Raw genomic sequence first — 25,283 nt, forward strand, 5'->3', positions numbered from 1 at the left:
ATTTCTTTCAATTCGAGACTCTTAAATTGAAAACTCGACTTCCTCTGGCAGAATCTGAGAACGTCGACTCCGGTCAGATTCGGTAGACGACAACACGCGTCGCATGGGTGTGATTGAGCAGTTTGCTGCTGCTGAGATGTCTTCTATGAAAACAGGAACGGGTCATGAATTCTTGCTGCTGAAAAATGATTGAATTCTACCTGAATGATCCACAAGCTCGCTGTTGCTCGAGATTACCAGGGCTACCGGATTGTGACGGTTTTCCCAATCAAAATTTCTCAATGCATGGCGAATCGAGAACTTTACAGAGCAAGATCGATAAGGAGTTTGACTGGAGACTGTGAAGTGATGTTCCAACGAACCGGTCTAACCGGCCTCAATGGCCTCCTAGCGTTACTGCAATGCCTAAACTCTCAAATTCGACATTGATCCAGAAAACGGTGATTGTATTCTCGTATCGTCGCGTTTACGATGATGAGCAAAGGCATTGCGCCGATTCCCCCCATCTCGGGCCATTGTTTGTCGATCAATGACGCAAGACGTGTCATCAACCAACCCGGTGAACCCCACGCCGCGATCGCGAAGATCTCCGATCGCACGACTGTTGACGACTGATGAGTGTGACTTGTCTTACGATCAGACAACTCGCGAACCACGACGAATCCAGTAAGCTGCTGACCAATCCTTTTGCCGCTGGTCTGCTGTCGTACTGATCTTCACTCGCTGAAATCTAAGTAGAATTCCCTAACGAACGAATACTTCTATGAATCTGCGCACGAGTTCTGGATCAACAGACTTCGCCGAAGGTGGGCTTTCGGTGACTCAGCGATCTGCTTTGACATGGGCTGCCGTATTCAGTGTCTTTGCAGTTCTCATCAATTATTCCACGATGGTTTGGCTGGTCGGGATCTGGAATTCCAATCCCGATTATTCGCACGGATTCTTCGTTCCCCTGATCTCGATGTATCTGCTTTACCATCGACGCGAGCTTCTGAACGGAGCAGACATGGGCCGCAATTCCCTCGGAGCAACGATCACCGGGATTGTTCTGATTGTGCTGGCTTTGATGATGAAGCTGTTCGGAATCTATTCTCCGATCATCACGCTTGAAGCGTTTTCTCTGATTCCGCTGCTTTTGGGCATCGTTGTGTTGTGTGCAGGATTCAAGGCGCTCTACTGGGCGGCTCCTGCGATACTATTTCTCGTCTTCATGATTCCACTGCCGCGTATGGTTTCCAGCATGATGAGCGGCCAACTCCAGAGTCTGGCAACGATCTGTGCGACTTACGCGCTTCAGACCTTCGGGGTCCCGGCAGTTTCCAACGGAAATATCATTACACTGTCAGATCAAGTGGTGGGTGTTGCCGAAGCTTGTAGTGGGATCCGAATGCTTTATTCGTTCTTTGCACTCTCTGTCGGACTGTGCCTGGTCATTGATCGACCGATTTGGGAACGAATTGTGCTCTGTCTCAGTGCAGGCGTCATCGCCGTCCTGGCAAATCTGTTCCGAATCGTGGTGACAGCACTTGCCTACGAGTACGGTGATCCGGAGTTTGCCGAGAAATTGTTCCACGACTTCGCCGGCTGGATGATGATGCCGCTGGCAATGATCCTTTTGTGGCTGGAACTTCAGTTCCTCTCAAGAGTGTTCATCGAGGATTCACCTCGGACTGCTTAAGACTGACAACTGACGTACTGATGTGCCGTGATCGAGCGGTATTCGTGTGACCTAGTTTTGGATTTTGGACTGACGATATGTCGACGGATGTCGGAAAACCTCTCGCTGCGAATGGGCGTTCTAGTCGTGGCCTGAACAACCCACAAGCGCCGTACCTCGTTCAGAACACGGTCTCCTCGGCCCCAGCTGAAGAGGGAAGTGGAATTCAACTCAGTGCAATCTGGCACGCATTCCGTCGCCGTTGGGCGTTGGGCCTGCTGCTGGGAATCTTGCTGACGCCTTTAGCGATTATTCCGTGGCTTCTCATGAAGCCTCAGAGTACGGCAGTTGTTCAACTTCATATCCATCAAGACGATCCGATGTTGATCTTCAACACAGCGGACCAGGTGCAGACAAGTGCGATTACCTACAAGCTGTTTCTGCAAACGCAGGCTCAGTTGATTCGGAGCGACCTCAACATCGATCAAGTTCTCGGCCATTATGAGAAAGTTGCTCAACTTCCCCAGATTCAGTCCGAACCCGATCCGATTGAATGGATTCGCGAAAATCTCAACGTGATGCAGCTTCCTGACACGGAACTCTTGAACGTCTCGTTCCGTGATCCTGATCCAGCAGCTGCAATGCTGATCGTCAATTCGGTCGTTGAAAACTACTACGAAAAATACGTGACGGCGGACGAGAAGAAAGACGAGAAGCGACTCGAGGATTTACAGAGTCTGTACTTGGAAAAGACGAAAGAGTTGAAAGCCGCTCGAGATGAGCTCGTCCGAATGGCCCAGACGGCTGGATCAGGAAGCTCCGAGTCGTTGACTCTGACTCAACAGTCAACTTTGAGTGAGCGTGAAACTCTCGAAAAGCAACGACACGAGCTTCGATTCAAAAGAATGGAACTCGAAGCACAGTTGTTCGCATTGCTCGAGACACAAAAGCACCGCCAATCAACCGGAGAAGCTGTCCCGGGTGAAGACGGACAACCGGTCGTCACTCAAGAACCTGTTGATCCATCTCTCAGGGCTCCTCTGCCTCCGCTTCCAGTCGGCCAGTCATCCAATCAATGGGTACTGACTGAGGAAATTCTTGAAGAGGAGTATGCGTTTGATCCGGAAATCCGCCGGTTGAACGAGCAGAAAGAAGAACTTGAAGAGAAGTTCCAGGCGCTAGCAAAACGCTTGCAAGGCAGCGGGCTCGAAAAGAGTCGACAACAATACGAGAGCGATCTCGCGAAGATTGATGACGATCTGAACTTTCGAAAGTCGCTCATAAAACGCAGCTTCAAAAAAGAATACGAACGCGAAAATCGCCGTCTGCAAGAACAATTCGAACAAGACCAATTGGCTTACGAGTTGGACTGGCGTCGCATTGAAGCAGAACGTTTGCGAGCCCTGAAAGCACAGGGAACTGGAACATTGGTTGTCGGTGATTCGGGTCAGAATCAGGATCAATTGCTGGCACAGTTTAACGAAATCGATCTTCAATCTCGTATTTCGAAAATAGTGGAACAAGAAGGTTTGCTTCTGGAGGAGATTAAAGCACTCACGGCGAGATTCAAAAATTTGGGCGAAAGTTCAACTGACGTCGAAATGTTGAGAGGTGACATCGCATCTCTTGAACAGGTTGTTTCAAACCTGGCAGGAGAATTGGAACGAACTCGCGTCGAGTCAAAGAGTCAATCGAAACGAATTGAAGTCATGGCCCTTGCCGACCGTGCTCAAAAAGACGATCCGAAGAAGCAACTTGCTCTCACGATTGGCGTGGGCCTAGCAGGTCTCTTTGCTCCGCTCATTCTCTTGATGTGGAGAGACATAACAAAACAGCACGTTGATGACCTGAAGACCATGCGGCTCGCCATTGGCCTCGAGCACATGGGAGGAATCCCGCGATTGCCGATGAAACAGCTCGGCGGCAAAAACGGCAAAGACGACAAAAAGGACATGAAGCTCCAGCGAGCCTTATCGGAGTCCGTGCGTGGAATTGTTGCGCAATTGATCCGGAGAAAAGCTTCCGAGAATCAGAACTGCATCATGGTCTCCAGTGCCACGGCGGGTGAGGGCAAGACAACCGCTTCAGTGGAAATCTCCCGAATGCTCGCGCGATCCGGACAAAAGACAGTCCTGATTGATTTCGACCTCCGTCGTCCACGAGTTCACGAGATCTTCGAAGTCGATGGCGCATCTGGAGTCTATGATATCCTGACAGGCAAGGAGACGCTCGAAGGTGCTTCTAAGTATATCGAAGAAGACAAGCTCACCATCATTCCGGCAGGGAATGTTGACTCCGAAGTTTACTTGGAATCGTATTCCGGAATGCTTGCAGAATTCTTCGCAACGCTGCAAGAACAATATGATTTCGTGATTGTTGACTGTTGCCCGGTGTTGCCAGTGGTGGATGCTCGAATCGTTTCAGAGTATGTTGATGGAGTGATCCTCGCTTTGACTCGGGATGTGAGTGTCGTTCCCGATGCAATTTCAGCGAGAGACATCCTTCGATCTCATGGAGCCACTGTGATTGGTACAATTGTTTCTGGGCATCCGGTAAGGGGACGTTATGACCTCTACAACTAAAGAAAAAACGGCCCCCACCGAGTCGACTGAGGAGCCATCTCAAGAGCAAGCAGCACAAGCCCCCAAATCACGCTTCATCCTTGTGGGGGCGTTGTTGCTCATTTGTTTCGTGTGTGTGCAACTCGTCAGTCGAGGATACGAACATTCAATCCGACCCATTGCGCAACCGGTCTCCGAACTTCCGACTGTACTCGGGAAGTGGACGGGCGTGGATCAGGATGAACTCGACGAGCGGACTGCCGGGGTCTTGGGGGCAGACCAAACACTTGGAAGAACCTATTCCTCGACGGATGGGGAGCAGGCCAGTGTGCATCTGGCTGTCTGGTCATCAATCGATGACGTTGTCGATCCTGCTCCGCACCATCCGGAAACCTGCTATACGGGGGCTGGATATAAAGTTGAAGATCGCTTCATCGAAGATCTGGAAACTCCGCACGGAGCTGTGCGTGTCGAGTACCTTCTCCTCGACTTGAATGGAGCGAAGGTTGTGACCGCACATTGGTTTCAAATCGGCAAAGATGTCATCGTCAATAAGAACGAAGGCCGCAAAGTGCACCAGTCACTGTGGGGATCGAGTGAATGGCCTGCGACGGTCAAAGTGTTGATGCAGATCTCGAAGTCGAGTCTCCAGGACGGAAAACTCGTTCTTGATGATCTCATCAAAGAGGTTTTTGGCTGGACCTCTCGACTTGATCAGCCAACACAAGACACCAGTGCTTTAACATCTGCTGAGTCATGATCGGCTGGGCTGAAGTTCGGTCATAGCTTGAACTCTATTAATATATATGGTGCAGGAAAATGAAAAGGGTCAATACTCGATTCCTCTTGCTGAGCTTTGCGACGCTCCTGATTTGTGGGATCGCGATTGTCTCCGTACATGCCTTTCAGATCGATCGTCAGGCGGATGGCTACCTTAGAGAAGCCAGAAAGCTGACTGAGCAGGTCGACATTCCAGATTTAGAGGCTGCTCAAGAGTTGTCCGACGAGGAGAAACTGCAACTCGTCGAAACGCTTGGGGAATCGCTCAGCTACTATCAACGGTACCTCGGAATCAATGGTTCTGATCCTAAAGCAATCGAAGAGTGTTCTCTGATTCTGGAAGGGCTGGGGAATCTCGGGTTGGGATTCACTTTCTATAACCGTGCCTATCTCAATATGGGAAAAGTGCTGCGTCTTGACACATCACGCGACGAGATCCGTCGCAAGAGAACGAAGCTTGCACTTCAACTCGGACAAAGTATTTCGGGGAGAGGCGACATCCGCCTCACAGAACAAGCTGTCGGATACTTTCGAACAGCCCGCCAACACGCGACTGAGCTCAAGGACGATTTTCCGGACGAAAGTGAAATTCTGGTCGAGTTGGCTCAGGCACAAATCGGTCTCGATGAACAGGAAGATGCAATATTGCTCCTCCAGGAGGCAATCTCTAAAGACGATGCGACTCCAAAGGCTTACCGGCTGCTCTCCGGTGTGTTGTACGAACAAAATCAAGTCATCGAGGCGCTTCAGAGTTTGGAAGATAGCGTTGAGCGGTTTGCGGACGGAGAATCTGCCGATAATCTGACGGAAAGCTGGCTGAATCGCGGGTTGTTCCGCGCCATTCTGGCATTTCAGAATGTGGATCGATTCAATGATGGAACGTTGAGGAGTGTGATCGCTCAACAGAAATGGTACCTCGAAGACGGTCAGACTGCTGACCCCGAAGCCGATCCTTCATCAGCTGCTGAGATCTCCAAGCGACTTGGAACTCTCGCATTGGAAGATGCGGAACGAGCACGAGAAGCATCGACAGACAATCTAGAGCGATTCTTAAGAGCAGTCAGTATCGAGTACAACTGCTTCGTCGCAATGCGGACTTCAGAGTCCGAACAATTCAACCCAGAGGACATGAACGATGTCATTGCCAGTCTGGAAGAGCGGATTGAAGAACACCCAGACTCGTTTCAGCTGACAGCCCTCCGGGCAGACTTGGCGAACTTGAGCAATGACCAGCCAGGGTTCATCAACTGGATGCGAGAGACGGTCAATCGAATTCCGAACGAGACCTTTCAGAAGGAATACTACCGTTACCTTCTGGCTGAGCAGGAAATCAAGAATTTTGGCAGCAACAATGCGGCAACAGCGACGGAAGAAGCGAAAGCTGAGGTCGCGAAACGAGTCGACGAGCAAATCGCTGCAATCGAAGAATTTCAGAACTCACCAAGTTTTGAGGAGCAGCGTTATCGCAGTGCAAGTGTCCCTCAAGAGTTCTCAAAATACGGTTTCTCTGGGTTGATCGCAGTCTTGCAAGCCCGAAAAGACTTGTGGCTCGATCAGGATTACCAGTCTGCAGCCCAACAATTTGAACCGCTCCTCTTCTTGCATGAAGCATTTCCCAGTCTGACCACGGCCGACGTAATCGGGGAACTGATTTACTGCTACGAGCGACTCGGCAATTGGAAGAAAGCACAGTCGACAATTGAAACGGCTCTGCTTCGGAATCCGGGAAATCTCAACCTCCGACAGCAGTACGTAAGCATCTTGCAGCGAGGAGGCAAGACGCAGCAGGCCAAGAACGAAACACGGCGAATCATCCTGCAGCAGCCAAATTCGTTCATGGCGAATCGAGTCTATCTGGCTCAACTCATCAACGACAATTTACAGCTGCCACCAGCACGCAGAAACTGGAACGAAGCTGCTCGTATTGTCTCGATGTTGGAGAGAAATTATCCCGACAATCTTGATGTCGTCATGCTCAAGGTCAACCTGCTAGGTGCAATGGGAGACTTTGCAAATGCGTATGCGGAAATTAATTCCGCAATTGAAGAGCATCCAGATTCGAAGCTTTTAGTCTCAACGCGAGTGCTGCTCCTGCTGCAATCAACGGAACCGGATCGCATCGAGCAAGCTGAAAAAGCGATCGAAGAAGCTATCGAAGAATTCGGAGATCAACCGTCTTGGCGAATGTTACAGGCCCAACTCGCCATCAGCAAACTTGCCGATGCTACCGGCAAATCGGAAGAAGCTTCCACCGAGGATGAACAAAAAGCGTCGATTCACTCCGTTCTTGCGGAGATTCGAACACTCGGAGAAGCTCCTGATTCTTACACAATTGACGATCAGGAACTCCTGGAACGCGGATTAGTCAAACAATTGGATAGCTTGCATCAGCTGTATCCTCGCAACGAGGAAATCGAGAAACAGCTGTTGGAGAGCGCGATTCAACTCGCAGATCTGAGGACCGATCGGAACTCCTTCTCGCAGGAACAATTGGAACTGGAAGTCTTCCAGTACGCTGTCGATGCAAATTCGCCTGAGACTCTAGAGAGTCGACTTCAAGTCCTGCGAGACAGAGTTGCTCAAGGACAGGAAAATCTCGATCCACTCCTGGAGTACGGTGAAGCAATGCGACTGGGATCATTAGCCTTTGTGGAGAGCCAGGAGTCTGGCGACTCGATCGCTGAAGATCCACGACTTATAGAAGCAATTCAACATCTCGATAAAGCACTCGAACTTAGACCTGAATGGCGATTGGCCGAATCGATGATTGCCCGTCTGGAAGTTCTAGGTGGGAATTCCGATGTTGCAATCACCATCTACCAGACCATCAGAGACCGCAACGAAGCTGACGCAGAAGTTCTCTACACCCTTGCTCAACTGCTGCAGCAGGCAGGTCGAATCAACGAGGCAGACGCAGCTCTCAAAGAGGCGCTGGACCTCTACGGTTCAACACGAAACACGAATGCTCTGCAATTCGCAACAGAGTTGTCGATCCTTACGAAAAATTACGATCGAGCAGGCAATCTGGCACAATCAGCCCGAACATTTTCTGATCAGGAAGATGACGCCGCCTGGCTGGCAAAGGTCTTCATGGAGTTAGCTCGTGAAGAGATGGAATCAGGAGCCGGAACGGCAGGAACGAACAGCCTGAACATTGCTCGAGAGCATCTCGACACTGCCCTTCAAATGAATCCCAATGACGAGACTCTCCGAAGACTCGACGTGCTGTATCACCACCTCAAAGGTGATCAGGAAGGAGTCGAGAAGGCGATCGCCAGTGCGGCCGACAATGCAGCTCCAGACGAACGCGATCTGACTTTAGCACGATGCTATCTCATTGTCGGAGATCAGGAAAAGACCGAAGAACATCTTCGAAAGTCGATCGAAAGTAGCGAGGATCCAGAGAAACTCGTGGTCCGCATTCGAATGCTCGCTCAACTGTTGCTCGGCATGATGCAGTACGACGAAGCCATCGCCGCTTACGGACAATTGATTGACCTCGCTTCGACGGAAGACATTCAACCGTCCGTCTTAATTCAGGCTCGACAGTCAGCAGCAGTGCTCGAAGCCCAACATCATGGCAATCCGGGATTCTTGCGTGCCACTCGCTTGCTTGAAGAGAATGTGCCACTGTTCAAGAAAGGTGACGCTTTACTTGAGGCTGCTGAACTTCAAAACTGGCGAGTACTGGCGTACGTTTACATGATGCGGGGAGATCGAGCATCGCAGGAAGCAGCCATTGGCTACTTCTCCAAAATCCTCGATTCCGGAAATGAGTTGAGTCCTGATGATAAAATGAATCTCGCTCGACTCTACGGGTCTCGGAACGACAAATCAAAAGGCGATCTGCTCAACGCCATTGCTCTCGTTCGAGGACTGACGGAACTCGGTGGTACAGATGAGCAGCGGGCATTTTATTATGTGACCCTGATCGATTTGCTGAGTGCTTACGGAGTTCAACAGGGACCTGGTCCAATTCAGGATCAAGCCTTCGATGAGGCTCAACGTTCACTCGTGATTCTGCAATCGATGGAGGAAGACTCGACGATCTGGCATTCACGTCGTGCGAAATTGCACTTCGCTCGAAAGGATTTCGATGGACTTCTCGAACACTTGACTCTGGTTGCTCGAAGTCGTCCCGCGAGTCCGTCAGACGCAGAATCTCAAGGTCGCATTCGCTGGGCGGCCGAGATTTCAGAGGTCTACGGAAAGCAACTGGCCGCTGCTAAGGATGAAGCAAGTCAGGAAGCATCGAAGGAACTTCTAAAGACTGCTGAAGGGTTTTATCAGGACCTCGTTCAACTGAATCCGGCAGCTGCCGTTGATCTGGCTGGTTTCCTGGCACGCGATGGAAGGATCTCGTCTGCTCTGGATCTCGTTGAGGGTGCTAAGGAACAGATTGCGATTGATCGACTCATCGATTTCACATCATTCGCAATGGCAGCTCAACCTGCCGGGAACGATCATGACCGGTTGATGGCTCTTGTGACTTACGCTGAGGAAAACGCAAGCGGTCTCGAGGTCATCCGAATCCTGCAAGTCGAAGCTGGTCTTTATGTGGTTCAGGAAGAGTATGATCGAGCAGCGACAAGCTACGAAAAGATCCTGGAGATTGATGGCGACAATGAAGTCGCATTGAACAACCTTGCCATGATCGAAGCTGTCCATCGCAAGAACGTTCAACTTGCAACCAAAATGATTGACCATGCTCTGGAGATCTCTGGGGAGAAAGCCAACCTGATCGATACCAAGGGGATCGTGCAATTGGCGGCAGGGAAGAATCAGGAAGCTGCAGTGAGTTTCGAAAAGGCGATCCAGTTGGGATCGACGCCGATTCGACGAATTCACCTGGCGTACGCCTATCTCCAGATCAAGCAGCTCGATAGCGCCCGAAACCAGTACATTCAAGCGTTTCAGGACGGACTTGATCCACGGACTGCTGACTCTTGGGATCGAGTCTATCTGAAAGCGCTTCGAACAGCATTCGGCGACTTCGAACAGCTCTCTGCACAAACCGCAATGAAGACCGAGTAGACAATCCAACACTCTCAAGTAGCCACTTGGGAGTGTTTTTTTTTTGAGCATGCGCTTCGATTCGCAGTTCAGCGGGACGTTCTGAATTCGTGTCCCGTATGAACGCTCAAAGCATCCGTGATTAAGTGCTCAAAAGTGCGTGCGATCAATTTTCTAGCAAGCTTCGCAGCAAGTGCATTGCGCACCTTGGGTCAGCATTCCGAATCCGCTCTGCAACTCCAAAACCTTGAGTGATGCGGTCCGCGTATCGATATCGATTGGACGGACTCTCAAGAAGCTTCTTCTGGATTCAATGGCGGCGTCGAATCGGAGGTCTTCGGAGAGGTTGGCATTGCGGCGGGTTCTTCGACAGGCTCACCCTTTCCGTAGAAGTAGCCTGCGACGAGATGTTCTGCCACAAAGAAGACAACGACGAGCATCAGCAAGACCGGATAAACTTCCTGGCCTAAATCTGCTGCATTGATGTCGTCTTTCAGCTCGTCAATGCTTCGCGAGACTTTGTACCTGTCTTCGCCCAATAAGGCATCAAGCTGTAGGTTCGTCAGGCGAGTCAATTCGCTTTCACGTGCGGGAGCATTGATACTGAACCCTCGGACCGGAACACGAGATCCAGCTGCATAGAGTTCGTAGTGGCCAAGTGCATCTAATGACTCGAACGCGATCGTGGATTGACCTGGGGCTGCGGTCCATTGTGTCTGCTTCAAGTCCGGATCACGAAGCAAATAAGTCGATTCGGTCTCCGAAGGCTGAATCGGAATGACCGGAGTGGAGCCAGCTTCGAAGTTGTGTTGAATGTCAGTCAACCGGGAAACGTACTCGGTCAACTGTTCTGTGAACGGGAGAAATAGCCAACTCCAGTCGCCAACTGGTGATGCGATATTGTTCCATGCGCTTCGGTCTTCGGGATTACTGGCATCTGTAGCGAAGATGACCGTGCGGCCTTTTCCATAGCTCCGCTCAACGAGGGCGGGTGAACTCTCTTTATCAGTGAAGTAGGCGAGCACGTTTGATTGTTCGGCCGGTTCGATTTTCCAGAACCGTTTGATCCGCACCAAACTCTCCAGAATGCTGAACGCTCCATAACTTTCGAGCTGACGGAACTTCCAAAACAGAGGATGATTTCGATTCTTGACGAGGATTCGCCAGTCGTTTTCCGGCATCCACGAATCCAGACGGGCTGGAAGAAACTTCGCCGCCTGAGCACGGTTGTACCACGGAGATTCGATGTCCGGATCTCCCAGAACGATGATTAAGCCTCCGCCATTCTCGACGTATCGGCTTAGTTGAAACCACGCATCGTCGCTGAGTCGGCGGCAATTGATCATTGTAATCGCAGCGTAATCCGCCAGGTTGAGTTCTGTGAGTCGACTGACCGACTCGAACACCGGGAGAAATCGATTCTTGCCGGCGTTGACTCCCTCGTAAGGTGCGAGGGCGATCATCCATTCGTTGACATCATCAAACTCTTGACCCACAACAAGTACTTTCGGAGCCGGAATCGCTTCGGCGGAGAAGTAGCGGGTGTTGTCAAACATCAGCGGGTCACTGGTCGCCAGACGCACTTCGCCTTGCAGGTTTTTCTGTTCGAGTGCACTCAATGTTGGGAAAGGCATCCGCACAGGAACGCCAGCATCGATATCCATTTGAAGCTGACCAACTCTCGCGGTCTGGTTCTTCATGTTCTTCAGCAGAAGATCGACACCCTCTTCGCCAGCGTCTGCTCCAGTCGCGGTGACTGTTGTTGAGACTGTCAGGTCGCCACCAACGGGAACAAGCTCTCGCGACAGGTCAATTTCAGTGACGGCGACATTTTGAGGGTCTTCATTCCCGACGTCGATCAGATAGACGTTTACGTCTGGCTGGTCCTTGAGTGCGGCCAACAGCGACGACGAGCCTCGCTCTCGCCACGCCGATTCAGCGAGATCCGTGAACAGATAAACTCTGCGAATGTAACGGTCTTTTCGCGAATCGGGAGCGATGTTGTCTTGGTCTGCTAGAGTTCGAGAACGGTCGTCGCGATGTGCTCGAAAGGCGGACTCCAGACGCCGATCCAGTGAAAGAGTAGATGGGCTGGGCTGCAATCCTTCAATGCGATTCTGAGCGGATAGCATCGTCGATTGAAACAGCACGGGGTTGTCATTTGCCGAATCAGCCACCGCGACCCGACTCCCAGCCGGGAGTGTCTCCAAGTGGTCGCGAGCAATTCGCCGGGCTCGATCGAGCGACGTCTTGCCTTCCTGCAGGTAAGACATGCTGAGACTCGAATCGAAAAGCATCACGCCTGCGACGGGAAGGTCGACTGTGCGGAACGGTTTCGGGTCTGTCAGTTCACCGGAAATCCGTTGCTGATAAGGACAGCCGACAAAGAGCGCAATGCACGCGAGCGTTCCGACGGTCGTCCAGTTGCGGAGTCGATTTTGGCGTTCCTCACGATGGTGAGCTCGGAGTGGTTCGTGCTGGATGCGATAGCGGAGGAAAAAGTAGACCGCGACAGCAATGGCTGCGACCGCGCAGAGCAATCCAATTTCAAACCGGGTCAGCCCATAGTTTGCGGGAGGAAGAGAAGGGCGAGCGATGGCGAAAACGATCAGTCCCAGAACCAGAACGCGAAGCAGCAGCAGCCAGAAGTGCTTGAGACGCATCCTCCGCATACTCTGCTTCCGACGCTGTTGAATGAGTCGTAGAGCAGGAAAAATGAGCCGCTTCGGTTTTTGTTTCAGAAGCAGATGGATAATGATCGGAAGCGAAACAAAACCGAGTCCGAGCAATATTGCAGGATTCAAAAACGACATTTCGATCCGTCAATTGAATTCAGGGAACCTCTGAATCGAATTTTACAGCTCAGCACGATGATGTCACTGCTTCTTTTCGATCAGTCTTCTTGTTCGTCAGTCGCATCTGGAGTGGTCTTGTCGTCGACTTGAGATGACTGCTCCGGATCTGGTTTGCTGGATTTCGGACGGTTCTTTGCCCCCAGGTTTTCCTTCCAGCGACGGGCCTGTCCCAGGAAATCCTTCCGCGAAATGCTGATTGTCGGCAGATTGAGGTCTGCCTCAGTTCCGGGACGACCACCTTCGTCGGGCTGAGAAGCGTCGCTAACTTCACGTTCGAGTGCCTGGAGCCAATCCGGAATGTCGACTCCCGAGCCCCAGCAGTCGTCGAGATACTCATCGACTTCTTCCTGAAGCATCTCGAAGGCGTCCGAGTTGAGCTTTGCTGATCGAGCGTCACTGACAGCAGGTTCGACGAGCGAGAGCATTCTGTTCACAGCGAGTGGTTTCACGAAGCGCTCTCGCAGATGATCGGTGATCGTCGGCATCCGCATTCCGAACAGCTTCTGCAAGCGTCGCAAATCCTGAAGGTGCTGGTCCGCAAGGTCCGCGGTCTGCATCTCAAAAGTTGATTCCCAGACTTCCGCAGCTTCGAGGAGCGAGTTCCGGACAAGAACTTCGTGCACGAGCGTCAGCGGCGTGAGGTTCCAAGCATCGCGATCGTATCTGGCTTCGAGGCGAAGGAATTCCAGCAGACAGTAAATCATCTCGCCATAGTCGGATTGTGTGGTCGTCGTGTTGTATTCCAGGAACCGATCAAACCGGTCGACGATGATGGAATAGACTTGTTCCAAACACCATTCTGCGTGCTCGCGATCGATGATTCCGGTATCGATATCATCCAAGAGCTTCATCGGATGAATCGGATCTTGTTCTTCTTCAAGGTAGTCAAGAAACCAGTCGACTCCGTTGTGAAGAATGGCCCGAACGTTACCTAGCGTAAGATGACTCGCATGGAAGAGTTCGCGTCCGTAGTCCTGAATGAACTCGGCGAGATCTTCCCATTCCTCTTCCTTCCGCATCACATCGACCGCAGAAATTCGCATTGTGCGGCTGTGTTCAGACCACAGCCATTGGTACGGATCGAGGACTCTGCTGATGGCGTCGATGAGATCTTCAGTGTCGAGTTTTCCATGCGCCCAGGTGTGAACGCTGTTGACGAGTGCGTTCAGTGACCCTCTCAGGGCGATGGTGAACAGCCGATCGAATTCGGTAATCGCCTGACCTTTCGGACGCCACTTTCGTTCCATCCGAAAAGCTGTGTAGAGCAGATGCCATGTTTCACGCAGCATGCCGAGTTTGGGCAACTCGCGAAGCAGGAACCTGACAACAGATTGTAGAGCTTGGGTCCGTAAGATCTGACCCGGATCTCCCCCACTTTCGAAGGGGATATAGAGCAACGGATTTCGAGCCAGTCGCGACAAGAGAGATGGGAGTAACTCTCGTACTGTCGATTCGTCACGCTGGACGACGGCACGGTAAATCAACGCGAGTCGCCGATCCTGTTCCGTTCCACGAGGGACCGTCACGGATTCAGGAATGATACCGTTTAACAGTCGCTCGGAGTTTCTCAGACAGATCAATGTATTGATGATCTGATGAAGCAGATAAAACTTGACCTGCAGCTGGATGTCGTATTCAACGTTTCCGTCGTGATCTCCGATCGGCGATTCGACTTCCCGATCCCAGACGCTCTCCATCAGCTCTGCGAGATCAATTTGCCAACGCTGCGACTGGCGGTGCCAACTGATCAAGGCATCGACGGTTTGTTCATCAAACTGATAGTTCTCTTCGGATTCAAAGCTGGCACGAGCGAATGAAGCAGCGGCCATCTGCCACAGTTGCCCAACCGCATTCAGAAATTTGAGTCGTGGTTCCAACTCACGGTTGAGGGCTTCGAACTCACCCTGATTGGAGCCGGAATCGTCATCGACAGTGTCGCTCCACTGGCCATCTTCGGCGCTGTCGCGGAAGACCATTCCGTCATACGCAGCGCTGAAGAGTTCATCTTCCCCGTCTGCTTCTTCAAAGTCTTCTTCGTCGTCGAGTTCACCAAACTCAAGTTCACCCGGCATGATCTGTTGATCATCGGTCGACGTTCGACGAATGATCGGAACGGACCACCATTCCTCAGCGTTGGCTTCCAGGAATGCGAACATCCTTCGGATCGAAGCTGCCGACTGATCGGGTGGGACAGGGGCATCATCATCGCCCGTCGCGAGTTTCATCCATCGGATGAGAAGTGAGAAAATCGAGTGCTGTGGAGACTCAAAACCGACTTCTTCCATTTGGCTCAGCCATTGCATGAGCAAGCCCATGGCAGCGACGCTGTCTTTCTTCGACAGGAGAGCATCGACCACAAGAGCGTATGACTGAGCCGACTGAAACTGGTCGACACGTTCGCGCCAGAAGGAGATGTCGCCGGCGGATTCCCCAGCACTGCGCCAGGCTTTCAGCGCTTCTGCGACGTGTGTCGCGGATTCCCAACTTTCGTGACCGTCGACATCCGGCAAATCTTCGATGACGTCGCTTCCAAACTTGTCCCACCAGTGGGCCAGCCGTTCAAAGACGACGGATATTTCTTCTCGCTGGGTCTGCAATCCTTTCGCACCCGCTTCTCCCAAAGTTCGGGAAAAGACGTTGAAGGTTGCTTCCATCAATCCCATCAGGATTTCGATGCGGCTGTCTGGGATCGAGTCTTCCCGGGCTGTGAACAGGGGAAACTGCCCCTGGAATCCGAGGATATTCCATGGATCGACGAGAGCGCCGCACTGCACTCCACGTTCGAGAAGATCGGGAATCGAACTGGCGAATTCGACAGCTTCGGTTACATCTTCAAGATCGAGAGCCTGATGAGCGGATGCGATCGTGCATTCGATCTCGGTTTCGATTCGAATTGAACTCGCAGGGATGGCATTGGCCTGTTGGCGGCTGGCCGGGGCATATCCCATCACAGCGTACAAGTGAGCCAACTCACGGTGCTGAACTTGCCGGGCTCCGTACCCAGCGAGTTTCATGTTCAGGTACTGCCGAACATGGCCGAAAGGTTGTTGGTGTTTGACCGCTTCCTGATGCAATCGTTTGGCTCGGCTTCCGGTCAGTTGCGTCAGAATTCGCGTGTAAAAGGCATCTCGACGTTCGGCAACGATCGGGAGAAGCGTCGTGAGCGACACTGTGGAATCATGCATTCCCGGTCCCGCTCCGCTGATGGAAGAAGCCATCAACATCGTTCCGCAGAGCGCAGCGGATGCATCGAAGAGACGTTCTTCCTGAGGGGATTTTTCGCCAGCTTCTTCAATCCAGTCGCAGAGCGAATCGAGAATGATCTGTCGGATGACGAACCGTCGATAGAAACCTTTCGAATCAATCTGGTGCGGGTCCCACTCCCCGAACATGTAGTTGGTGCGTTTGAAGATGGGATTCAAGTGATCGTAAGCACGTAAGTCGCACGCCAACTCGTCCAGATGATCGAGGGAGAAAAACGACTCCTGCAAAAGATCTTGCGGAGCTTCTTCCAGAAACTGCATCGCCCGTTCGATCAGCGGAGCGTATCGACATTCTGCAGCTCCAGCTCCCGGAATGAACAGCGGAAGCGGTCGATGGCGTTCGTGGGCATACACGTCCATCTTGCGGCCATTCTCGAGCACGGCGACAGGACGGTAACCGACGAAGTCGTTGAGAGTGGCAATCGCCCCGTCGACGATTCGCCTTTCTTCATTCCACGGACCACCTTGTTGCAGGACAGCCTCGAAAATCTTTCCCAGGAAAAAGGGTTGGCAAAAGGTCTCAAGACTTTGATGGAAGAGCAGGTCGGAGTGATAGGTTTGATAGGCGGGAAGTGTGTTCCGGACAGCCAGTTCCAGGACAGCGTGAGCCTGTTTCGACTCTTCGAAGGCAGAATCCGTGGCAGCCATTTCAATGAGACCGGTATGCAGTGTCTGAAAGACGCTCTCAAGCGTCTCAGATGGACTGGTCTCCGAGGTCGAAATCTCCCGTTTCCAAAGCTGATTCAGTTGGTCCAGAAACTTTGGATCCGACGTCCCCCCTGAATAGTTGAGATATCCGAGGATGTGTTGCAGGCTGCTGAAGTCCTTTGAAGGTCCGAGGTTATCGGAATCGTCAGCTCGTTTCTTCCGTGGTGCCATTTGTACCCATCCTCCACCAATTGAATGGAGGTCACTCTTAAGTTCGAAAATCGTGATCGTAGCATATTTCAGCCCTGCATCGAGACCGTTTCACAGTCGGATTCGGGAGCCAGTCACCATTCTATTGTGACGCAGTCGCGACTTGGGTGAAAGCCACCGTGAAAGAGAAATCCCGCTGGCTGGAAGTCACATCCACAGAGGTTACGGCGTGCAGGCTGACTTCGAGGGAATGACTCCGCCAACTGGGAGCCAAATTTCTGTGAATGCGCTCTGCGGATCGATGATCGTTTCGTGAACTGGTACAATTCCGGGTAATTCGCAAGACATCGAAGCGACTTGAGACATTGACGGCCAAGACCTGACTGCTCAGGAAGACTTCGTGATTCAAGGAAAGTTGCCGGATGCCAATTCTCGACGCCCGTTCGTTTCCATCTCTCTCTTTCCCGCTTTGCAGTCGGACTGCCGGTCTCTTGTTGGCGATCGTTTTCTCGCTTTGCTTCTCCAGCGGCAATCTGCAGTCAGCACCTCCACGAAAACGAGCCAACGAAACGGTGACAGCTCTCGAGGAGGTCGCTTGGACGAATGCAAAACAGATTTGGGAATGGGCCGAGCCCGGTTACCAGGAAGTCAATTCCTCGGAACTCCTTTCCTCTTGGCTCGCTTCTGAAGGGTTCGAGATCGAACGTGGAGTCGCGGGGATTCCGACGGCATTCACAGCCACCGTCGGTGAAGGATCGCCGGTCATTGCGATCTTGGGCGAGTTCGACGCACTTCCGGGTCTGGCACAGAAATCAGTTCCCTACAAAGAGACTCCTGAAGGAAAAGACTACGGTCACGGCTGCGGTCATCATCTTTTCGGTGTGGCATCTGCAACGGCTGCGATTGCCGTTGGTCGGGAGATTCTTAACCGAAACATTGAGGGAACGGTTCGTTACTACGGATGTCCAGCTGAGGAAGGTGGCAGCGCGAAGGTGTTTCTGGTCCGTGAAGGGCTCTTTGATGATGTCGACGTCGCTTTGCATTGGCATCCCAGCAGTATCAACGCAGCTGGTGACCGATCGTCTCTTGCCAGAATCGCGGTGAAATTCCGCTTCCATGGGATCAGTGCTCATGCCGCAGCTGCACCAGAGCAGGCACGATCGGCACTCGATGCGGTCGAGCTGACGAATATCGCCACGCAGATGCTCAGAGAACATGTTCCCGAAGAGACAAGAATTCATCATGTCATCACTTCCGGAGGCAGCGCACCCAACGTCGTTCCGGACTTTGCAGAAGTTTACTACTACGTCCGTCATCCCGATGCTTCTACGCTCTCTGAGATTTACGAGCGTGTTGTCAAGTGCGCTCAAGCAGGTGCACTCGCAACAGAGACTGAACTTGAAGTGGTCAACGAAGGCGGGATTCTCGACATTCTCCCCAACAACACTCTCGCCGAAATCACATTGGAGAATCTGAAGCAACTCAACGATCTTGAGTACACAAGCGAGGATGTCACGTTCGCGTTAAAGCTTCAGTCCACGCTTTCCAATCCCAAACCATTGATGTCTGTTCGTGAAGTCATCAATCGCAGCGGTGAGACAAGCAGCGGATCGACGGACGTCGGCGACGTTTCCTGGGTTGTGCCGACGACGGGATTCAATACCGCGTGCTGGGTGCCAGGCACTCCCGGTCATTCGTGGCAGGCGGTCGCATGCGGAGGTCGGGAAATGGCCCGCTCCGGGATGACGCTCGCAAGTCGAGTGTTGACAGCGACCGCCATCGACTTGTTCAACCAGCCCGAATTGATCAAATCTGCCAAGATGGAATTCGAACGGCGACGTGGTAAGAACGGCTATCGCTCATTGATCCCGCCCGATCAGGGACCTCCGCTCGACTATCGAAAGCCGACGACGAACAGCTCCCGCGATTGACCGACTCCTCAAAGCTACACTCATAGAGTTGAGTTCACTCTGCCCCTTCGAGCAGTTCCGCAATGTTGCGCGAACAGTCTCTCGATTCGCATGACAGATAAAGCGACAGCAGGTCGCGAAGTGTGGCGGATCGCGTCACGAAAAGCGGAATCCAGATGTCTCGGGAGTTCCCTTTTGCACGCACTTTCAAGTACCGCAATCCAGCAGTCGTGACGATCTCGCAGTCCGAAACCGCGTCCCAGGACGTGCGCTGCGGACGGCACCAGAAGTCGTAGCAGGCGATGCCGTCACGGCTCACCTGAAATGGAAAACGGTACTTCAGGAGAAGAATGGCACTCGTACACAACACCGTGACGAGCAGCGGAAGCACGAATGCGAGCAGCTGAAAGTTTGCCTCGCCGTTCAGCACAAAGACACATTCGGTCGTGAGAAGTGCCACAACGAAGACGAGCAGGAAGGGCTGGCTGAAGGAGATCCGGAAGTCTTCGCGTCGAAATGAGACACGCACAATGTCATCTGCCAACTTCATCGGACTTCCTTATTTGATGCCACTTCGCTTCGTGGAGCGAGAAGTGTTAAGTTTTGAGGAATAAAACGTCAATCCTTGAATAACTGTGCAAAATTACCAAGCCAATCCAATTATCGAAACTCGAAACAGGCTTCGATGACAATTCTACGACGAATTCTCCACATTCCGTTGGGTTTTCTTTGTTTCTTAATAATCGAATTAGGCAGTTTCCCAGTAGATGGCAACTTTCCGCCGCAAGCATGTTCACGAACGTTCATCCCCAGTTGAGTTGCGCTAAAAAGCTGTCTGGCGTGGATTTTGAAGGTTCACAAAAGCAATTTCGACATGGCCTTCACCAATCCGCAAAGCGAATCTGGTCGAAAACCATGTCGAAAACGGTGAACAGCAAAGAGTTCTTTGCGCTCAAGCATATTTTGAATTAGCGTGCGCGATCTCGCACGAGCAAGCACAGCTTTTTATCTTGTGAAACGGCGCATGCGAGTGCACAGGATAGAGCAACTTGCTCTAGCTTCCGGTCAGGACTGACAAGTCAGCGAAGTAAGCGTAAACCGCTGCGACGAAGAGAATCAACGCGATCCCCACCGGCTTGGCGAGTGGCCAAGGGGTCAGGTCCACGTCTCCTGAATACTGTTGCTCCCACGGTGTCTCACGCGGCTTGAGAGCTCCAATCACAAGCATCAATGCGACCGAACCGGCAAAGACGAGGCCGAGGAAGTGGAACGTGTGAAGAGATTCGACGAACGCGTCGCCCTGAGGAGTGAAGTACCCAAGGCAAATGGCGATGAAGCTCGCGATGAGCGTCACTTTCGCAGCCAGTGCAGGAACCTTCTTCGACAACATTCCGACCAGCATCACAGAGAAGATCGGGATGAAGTACAAACCGTTCATCTTCTGGAGGTAACCGAAAATGCTGTCCTGACCGAGTAGTAGCGGCGCCACCAGCATCGTCACTACCGCGATGATTGTTCCGAAGATTTTTCCGGATCGAATGACCTCGGTCTCACTGGCATTCGGTCGAAGCATTCCCTGATAGACGCCCAAGCTGAAGAGGGTAGCAGTACTGTTCAGGGCGGAGTTGAACGAGCTGAGAATCGCTCCAATCACAGCTGCCGCGAAGAAGCCAACGAGGTAATCCGGCAGGACGTCCTGAACGAGTCTCCCATAGCTCTTGTCAGCATTTCGAGGCGGAATCACGCGAGCGAGTTGAGTTTCAGAGAGTTCGTCGAGATAGACATGTTCTCCATTTTCGTCTTCAACAATGACGACGCCGACCGGGAGGAGTTTTTCGATCGCCAACTCTTCGCCGACGGAATCATTCACCGTCCGTTCTGCGAACGCCAGGATCTCTTCGTCTGTTTCGACTTTCAGAAGCTCGCGAGCTTCGCTTCCATGAAGGATTCTCTTCCCAGACTTTGAATTGACGACGACTGCGGGAGCATCGGTCGTTTTGTCTTTCACAGCATAGGCGCCGTTGTCGGTCTCGACGCGTCCGTATTGATGGAAAGCGACCAGCCCTGGCAACACTAGGATCATCGGGGCGAGAACTTTCAAAGACCCGGCAAGCAGAACACCTTTCTGTCCCTCTGCCAGATTCTTGGCACCGAACGTTCGCTGGATGATCTGCTGATTCGTAGTCCAGTAGAACAGGTTCAGCAGGAGAACACCGGTAAACAGGGTGAAGAACGGAACAGATTGATCGGGGGCTCCGATCGAATTGAACTTCTCAGGAGCTGCCTCTCGAAGTGTTTGCAGACCAGCGATTGGTCCTTCGGGATTCACAGCTGTCAGGCCGAAGTAGGCAATCAACAGTCCACCGACAAGAAGGCCGAATCCGTTGAGCGTATCGGAAACAGCAACGGTTCGAAGTCCTCCCCAAATTGCGTAAATGGAGCCAATGGTCCCAATCAGCCAGACCGTCAAAGCGATTAGCGTGAACTCATCCTGAATGCCCGTCAGTGCTCCGAGCTGCAGCATTCCGGTAACTCCCCGAGCCCCGGTATAGAGAATAATGGGGAGCAGAATTCCTGCATAAGCAACAAGGAAAATGAGCGTCGTAATGTTACGAGTTACATGATCGAAGCGATTTTCGAGGAACTGTGGAACGGTCGCGATCCCGCTCTTCAAGTACCGTGGAAGGTAAAACAGGGCGAGAATCACCAGAGAGACAGCTGCGACGACTTCCCAGGCCATCACACAGATTCCGTCGCGGTAAGCGTCGCCGTTCAATCCGACAAGCTGTTCGGTCGACAGATTGGTCAACAGGAGTGAGCCGGCAATGAATCCGCCGGTCAGGCTTCTTCCAGCCAGAAAGTATCCTGCGGAACTGTCGTGGTTGTCATGACGGGTCAAACGCCAGGTGATGAAACCCACCAGCGCAGTGAAAAATACAAACGACAACAATGTCAGCATGCCGACCCTTTCATCAGGCTTGACCGATTCGTGAATGAACTGCCCGTTTTAGTGGACGCATCACGTTTCGCCACTCAAAAACCGAAGAAGTGACGGAATATCTCAGTCAAACTGCTAAGGAACAACAACTGACATTGACTTTCAGCGCGGTGAATCACGCGGCTGGCGAGCTTGTGACAGTAACGAAGTACCTCGAAACGCGAGCTTACTACGATACGAAAATGGTCACTCGAACCCGTATTTGAGGTTCTCCATCTTCTTTCTCAGCCGTGCTTCGAACGCATCTCCACGATCTTCGAATGGCCGGTTCTTGAGATACCACTCGCCCCACGTCAGCACCAGATTTTTGTGCCACTGTGCGATCGCAGCCGCTTTCTGATCATCCGATGCAGAAGGAGAAAGCCCATCGAGTGGATCTTCCGGGAACCCAAATCCGGTGGGACGCCGGGAAATCCAACAGAGAGCATTTCGAGCCTCAATCATGACTCCTAAATCAGAGTCGCTCAAACGATCAATGAGGTATTGAGTTAGGTTCATATTCCCGGTCCGACCGAGTGCCCAGACCACCGTTTGTCGGATTTGTGGATCGGGATGATCGACCAGTTTGACAAGTTGATCAACTTGTCCGATCAAATCCTCACGATTCCCGATCTGAACCTGTTCAATGATCTGCTCCTGAACATCAAGCATGTCCAGATTGCCAGTGTTCGACAGTGAGGCGAGTAAAACGTCAAGAGGTTCTGTCGGCTTTTCTTTCTGCTGAATCGTTCGTCCATTGAAGTCGACAGAACTCAAATCGTCAGGAAGTCCTCGACCGCCGGCCAGCAGGCCGTCTCCAAACCCAGGCTCACTGACGCGTTTGAGGAGTTTGCCTGTGGAGCGTGTCAAAAAGAGGATTGCGAACGCAGTGTCGAGACCTTCGTCGAAGAAGCTCGACTCATTCCATGACCCGTCATCGAGTTGTTTGCCGATCAGATAATCCGCACACTCATCGAACCAGGCATGACTACCCACATTCTCAACGTCAGCCAGAGCAGCCATACGTTCGAGCGTGTAGTAGTAATACGTTGCGTGTGGACTCTCTTTGTTCTCGACACGAAAACGCGTTCCGAGCCAACCGAAGGCGTTTTTGACCGTTTCGACTGAAGCACTTGAGATGCGAACAGACTCGCTCCGCGTTTCTTCGTTATCGAGATCGACCTGTTGCAGAATGCCGAATTTGGGACCAGTTGGCTCAGTGTCTTCTTCACGTTTTTTCGGCCGACGATCCTTCAGCGGGAGAAATTCCGGATCGATGTGCAGCATGGCAATGTGAATGTTCGCCACGGCAGCTGCGGTCATGTTGAGTGTGGACGCATCTTTGAAGTGACCGGTTGTTGTGCCCGGGCAGTATGCGAATCCGCTGTCTTTGTTTTTGAATCTCACATGCCAGGCAAGGACTTTTTCCCAGACCTTGTCGTCGATCTCAATCTCAGCCCGTTCCGCTGCCCACAGGGCGAGGCAAGCATACTGAATGACGCTGGTGTCCCCGTTGTATTTGGCATCACTTCGTCCCGTTGGATAGTCCCATCCCCCATTTTCCTTCTGCTGACCGACAATATAGTCAGCGATCATCTTCAACTGCGGCTTGTACTTTTCCGTCGAAATGTCCGCGAGAAGAGTTGCTTCGACACCTGCTTCGTAGATGTGTTCGCTGGCCGGGCGGTACTTCCCGTCTTTGAATCGCTCAAGAATTTCGTTAACCGTCCCTCCCACGATTCCGGAATCGGGAGAAGCTCCAGCTTTGTAAAGGGCGAGAGCGGTGACAGTTCGCTTTCCGCCGGATGTTTTATCGAAGACTCCCTGAAGGTATCCCGAACCTTGAGCAATCGCTTTCTTCACAGCAGCCGGATCGGCAGCGAGAAGATTCGACGAAAACAGGCCGATGACGATGAGCGACACGATCAATTTCATGAGGCAAATGTCTGCAATACTGGGAAGTGAAATGAGTTAGAAGAGAGTCCCAATTATAGCAGACGAGAAATCTGCATGTCATGAGTCTTCGCAAGGAAATCCATTCTGACTGATCGACTTCTTCGGATTTGTTGTCTTTTTCGGTCACGAATCTCGATTCCGGATCAGCGTGACTTCGCATCATCCAGTAGTTTGCGGAAGATTCCAATCAGTTTTGGGAGTGCGGACTGCACAGAAAAATTCAATTCAACGCGTTTTCTGGCAGCCTCTCCAATACGAGCCCGCAGTTGGACATCCGTCAGCAATTTCAACAATGTATCCGCCCATTCCGGTTCGGTTGTGGCGAGAAACCCGTTTTCACCGTGTTGTATGATTTCCTGATTCACGCCCACCGGTGAGGCGATCGAAGCACGTCCGGCAGCCATGTACTGCAGCAGCTTGAAGCCACATTTGTAGCGAGCCCACTCCTCATCCGGCAGGGGCATGATTCCAATCGAGAAACCAGCAATTTCCCGAGTTGCCGTGTCCGAATCCCAAGGGCGAAACTCACTGAAGGGAGCAGACTTCTTGAGTTCGGCGACGGAGCTTTCTTTTCCAGTGACGATGCGAAGACGGAACGGGATGCGTTCGTGGGCACGGCACAGAGCTGGAAGAATCTGCTGAAGGTAAGCGACATTCGAGTCTGTTCCGATCCACCCCACAATTGGAATGTCATCGGTTGGAGCTGCGGCGTCGAGCGGGTAAAGTTCCGTGTCGACGACTGTCGGGAACAATTGAACGGCCGACGAATACTGCTGTGCGTACTCGACGAGGTTGGGATTGCCTGCGAGGACAACATCACTTTCACGGCACAGCCAGGCAAACTTCTCGGGATACCTGAGGAAAATAGCATCGTCGACGTCCAGCACCATCTGCTTCGCGATGTGACGAAACTGCTGCTCGAGATCGAACGTTGGATTGTCGAAGAGTTCACGCTCGATGACCACGATATCGGGTCGAAAGAGTTTCGCACGCTGTAAGTGTGACCAAATGCTCAGCCGTTTCATTTTCTGGCTGAGTCGCCATCCGAGCAGGTCGCTGGAGTCATATTTCCCAGGATATCCTGACGCCACAACACATCGAAAGCCAGCTTTTCTCAGGCCGGGGATGAACGGGAGAATTCGATATTCCGTCGAGGGAACGTTCCGTCCAGAAACGAGAAAAAGAAGTCGCGGTTGACGCACTGGGAAATCTCTTCGGTGACTCTCGACGGGAAAGAGGGAACAACGACTCTCAGTAAACTGAGAACTCCGAGACTGTAAGAAACAACAGTTCGAATTGGCACCAACTCAAGTGCTCTTTCATGGGCGGAAGTGTTCAAACTCGCTGCGAGAATTCCCAGAATTCGAGACGACTGCGATAGACTTTCGTGGAGTTTTCAGTCAAAACCAGCGTCGTTCGTTGAAATTCGGTCGACCGTTTCTCTACCGGAAAG

At 52.1% G+C, this 25,283-nt stretch carries 11 protein-coding genes; 5 read left to right on the forward strand and 6 right to left on the reverse strand.

What is annotated here, in order from left to right:
• Positions 1–763: 763 nt before the first annotated feature.
• The 4 genes from AB1L42_RS22250 to AB1L42_RS22265 all read left to right on the forward strand — a co-directional run bounded on the left by AB1L42_RS22250 (position 764) and on the right by AB1L42_RS22265 (position 10,032).
• Positions 764–1,678: an exosortase/archaeosortase family protein gene (locus AB1L42_RS22250; protein ID WP_367061793.1), complete on the forward strand. Its 915-nt coding sequence runs from the start codon at positions 764–766 to the stop codon at positions 1,676–1,678.
• Positions 1,679–1,755: 77 nt separating this feature from the next.
• Positions 1,756–4,239 (forward strand): AAA family ATPase, encoded by a 2,484-nt coding sequence (locus AB1L42_RS22255; protein WP_367061796.1) that lies wholly within the window; start codon positions 1,756–1,758, stop codon positions 4,237–4,239.
• On the forward strand, positions 4,223–4,978 hold the full coding sequence (locus tag AB1L42_RS22260) for an exosortase C-terminal domain/associated protein EpsI (RefSeq protein ID WP_367061799.1): 756 nt from the start codon (positions 4,223–4,225) through the stop codon (positions 4,976–4,978). The genes AB1L42_RS22255 and AB1L42_RS22260 overlap by 17 nt, the downstream gene beginning before the upstream one ends.
• A gap of 59 nt (positions 4,979–5,037) precedes the next feature.
• A complete protein-coding gene (locus AB1L42_RS22265; RefSeq protein ID WP_367061803.1) occupies positions 5,038–10,032 on the forward strand; it encodes a hypothetical protein in 4,995 nt (1,664 codons plus the stop codon).
• Between the two features lie 269 nt (positions 10,033–10,301).
• On the opposite strand, the gene AB1L42_RS22270 is transcribed toward AB1L42_RS22265, so the two are convergent.
• Complete coding sequence (locus AB1L42_RS22270) at positions 10,302–12,824, reverse strand: BatA domain-containing protein (RefSeq protein ID WP_367061806.1); 2,523 nt, start codon at positions 12,822–12,824, stop codon at positions 10,302–10,304.
• Positions 12,825–12,904: 80 nt separating this feature from the next.
• Positions 12,905–17,008 (reverse strand): hypothetical protein, encoded by a 4,104-nt coding sequence (locus tag AB1L42_RS22275; protein WP_367061809.1) that lies wholly within the window; start codon positions 17,006–17,008, stop codon positions 12,905–12,907.
• A 401-nt stretch (positions 17,009–17,409) separates the two neighbouring features.
• Here AB1L42_RS22275 and AB1L42_RS22280 point away from each other — a divergent pair, with 401 nt between their 5' ends.
• Complete coding sequence (locus AB1L42_RS22280) at positions 17,410–18,918, forward strand: amidohydrolase (protein ID WP_367061812.1); 1,509 nt, start codon at positions 17,410–17,412, stop codon at positions 18,916–18,918.
• A 34-nt stretch (positions 18,919–18,952) separates the two neighbouring features.
• Here AB1L42_RS22280 and AB1L42_RS22285 read toward each other — a convergent pair whose 3' ends face one another.
• From AB1L42_RS22285 to AB1L42_RS22300, 4 genes are all read right to left on the reverse strand, one after another.
• Positions 18,953–19,447: a hypothetical protein gene (locus AB1L42_RS22285; RefSeq protein ID WP_367061815.1), complete on the reverse strand. Its 495-nt coding sequence runs from the start codon at positions 19,445–19,447 to the stop codon at positions 18,953–18,955.
• Between the two features lie 504 nt (positions 19,448–19,951).
• Positions 19,952–21,856 (reverse strand): solute:sodium symporter family transporter, encoded by a 1,905-nt coding sequence (locus AB1L42_RS22290; protein WP_367061818.1) that lies wholly within the window; start codon positions 21,854–21,856, stop codon positions 19,952–19,954.
• A gap of 225 nt (positions 21,857–22,081) precedes the next feature.
• Positions 22,082–23,809: a HEAT repeat domain-containing protein gene (locus tag AB1L42_RS22295; protein WP_367061821.1), complete on the reverse strand. Its 1,728-nt coding sequence runs from the start codon at positions 23,807–23,809 to the stop codon at positions 22,082–22,084.
• 164 nt (positions 23,810–23,973) lie between these two features.
• Positions 23,974–25,032, reverse strand: coding sequence for a glycosyltransferase family 4 protein (locus tag AB1L42_RS22300; RefSeq protein ID WP_367061824.1), 1,059 nt, complete (start codon positions 25,030–25,032; stop codon positions 23,974–23,976).
• Positions 25,033–25,283: the final 251 nt, after the last annotated feature.

This window comes from Thalassoglobus sp. JC818, from assembly GCF_040717535.1.
In the GTDB taxonomy this organism is placed as follows: Bacteria; Planctomycetota; Planctomycetia; order Planctomycetales; family Planctomycetaceae; genus Thalassoglobus.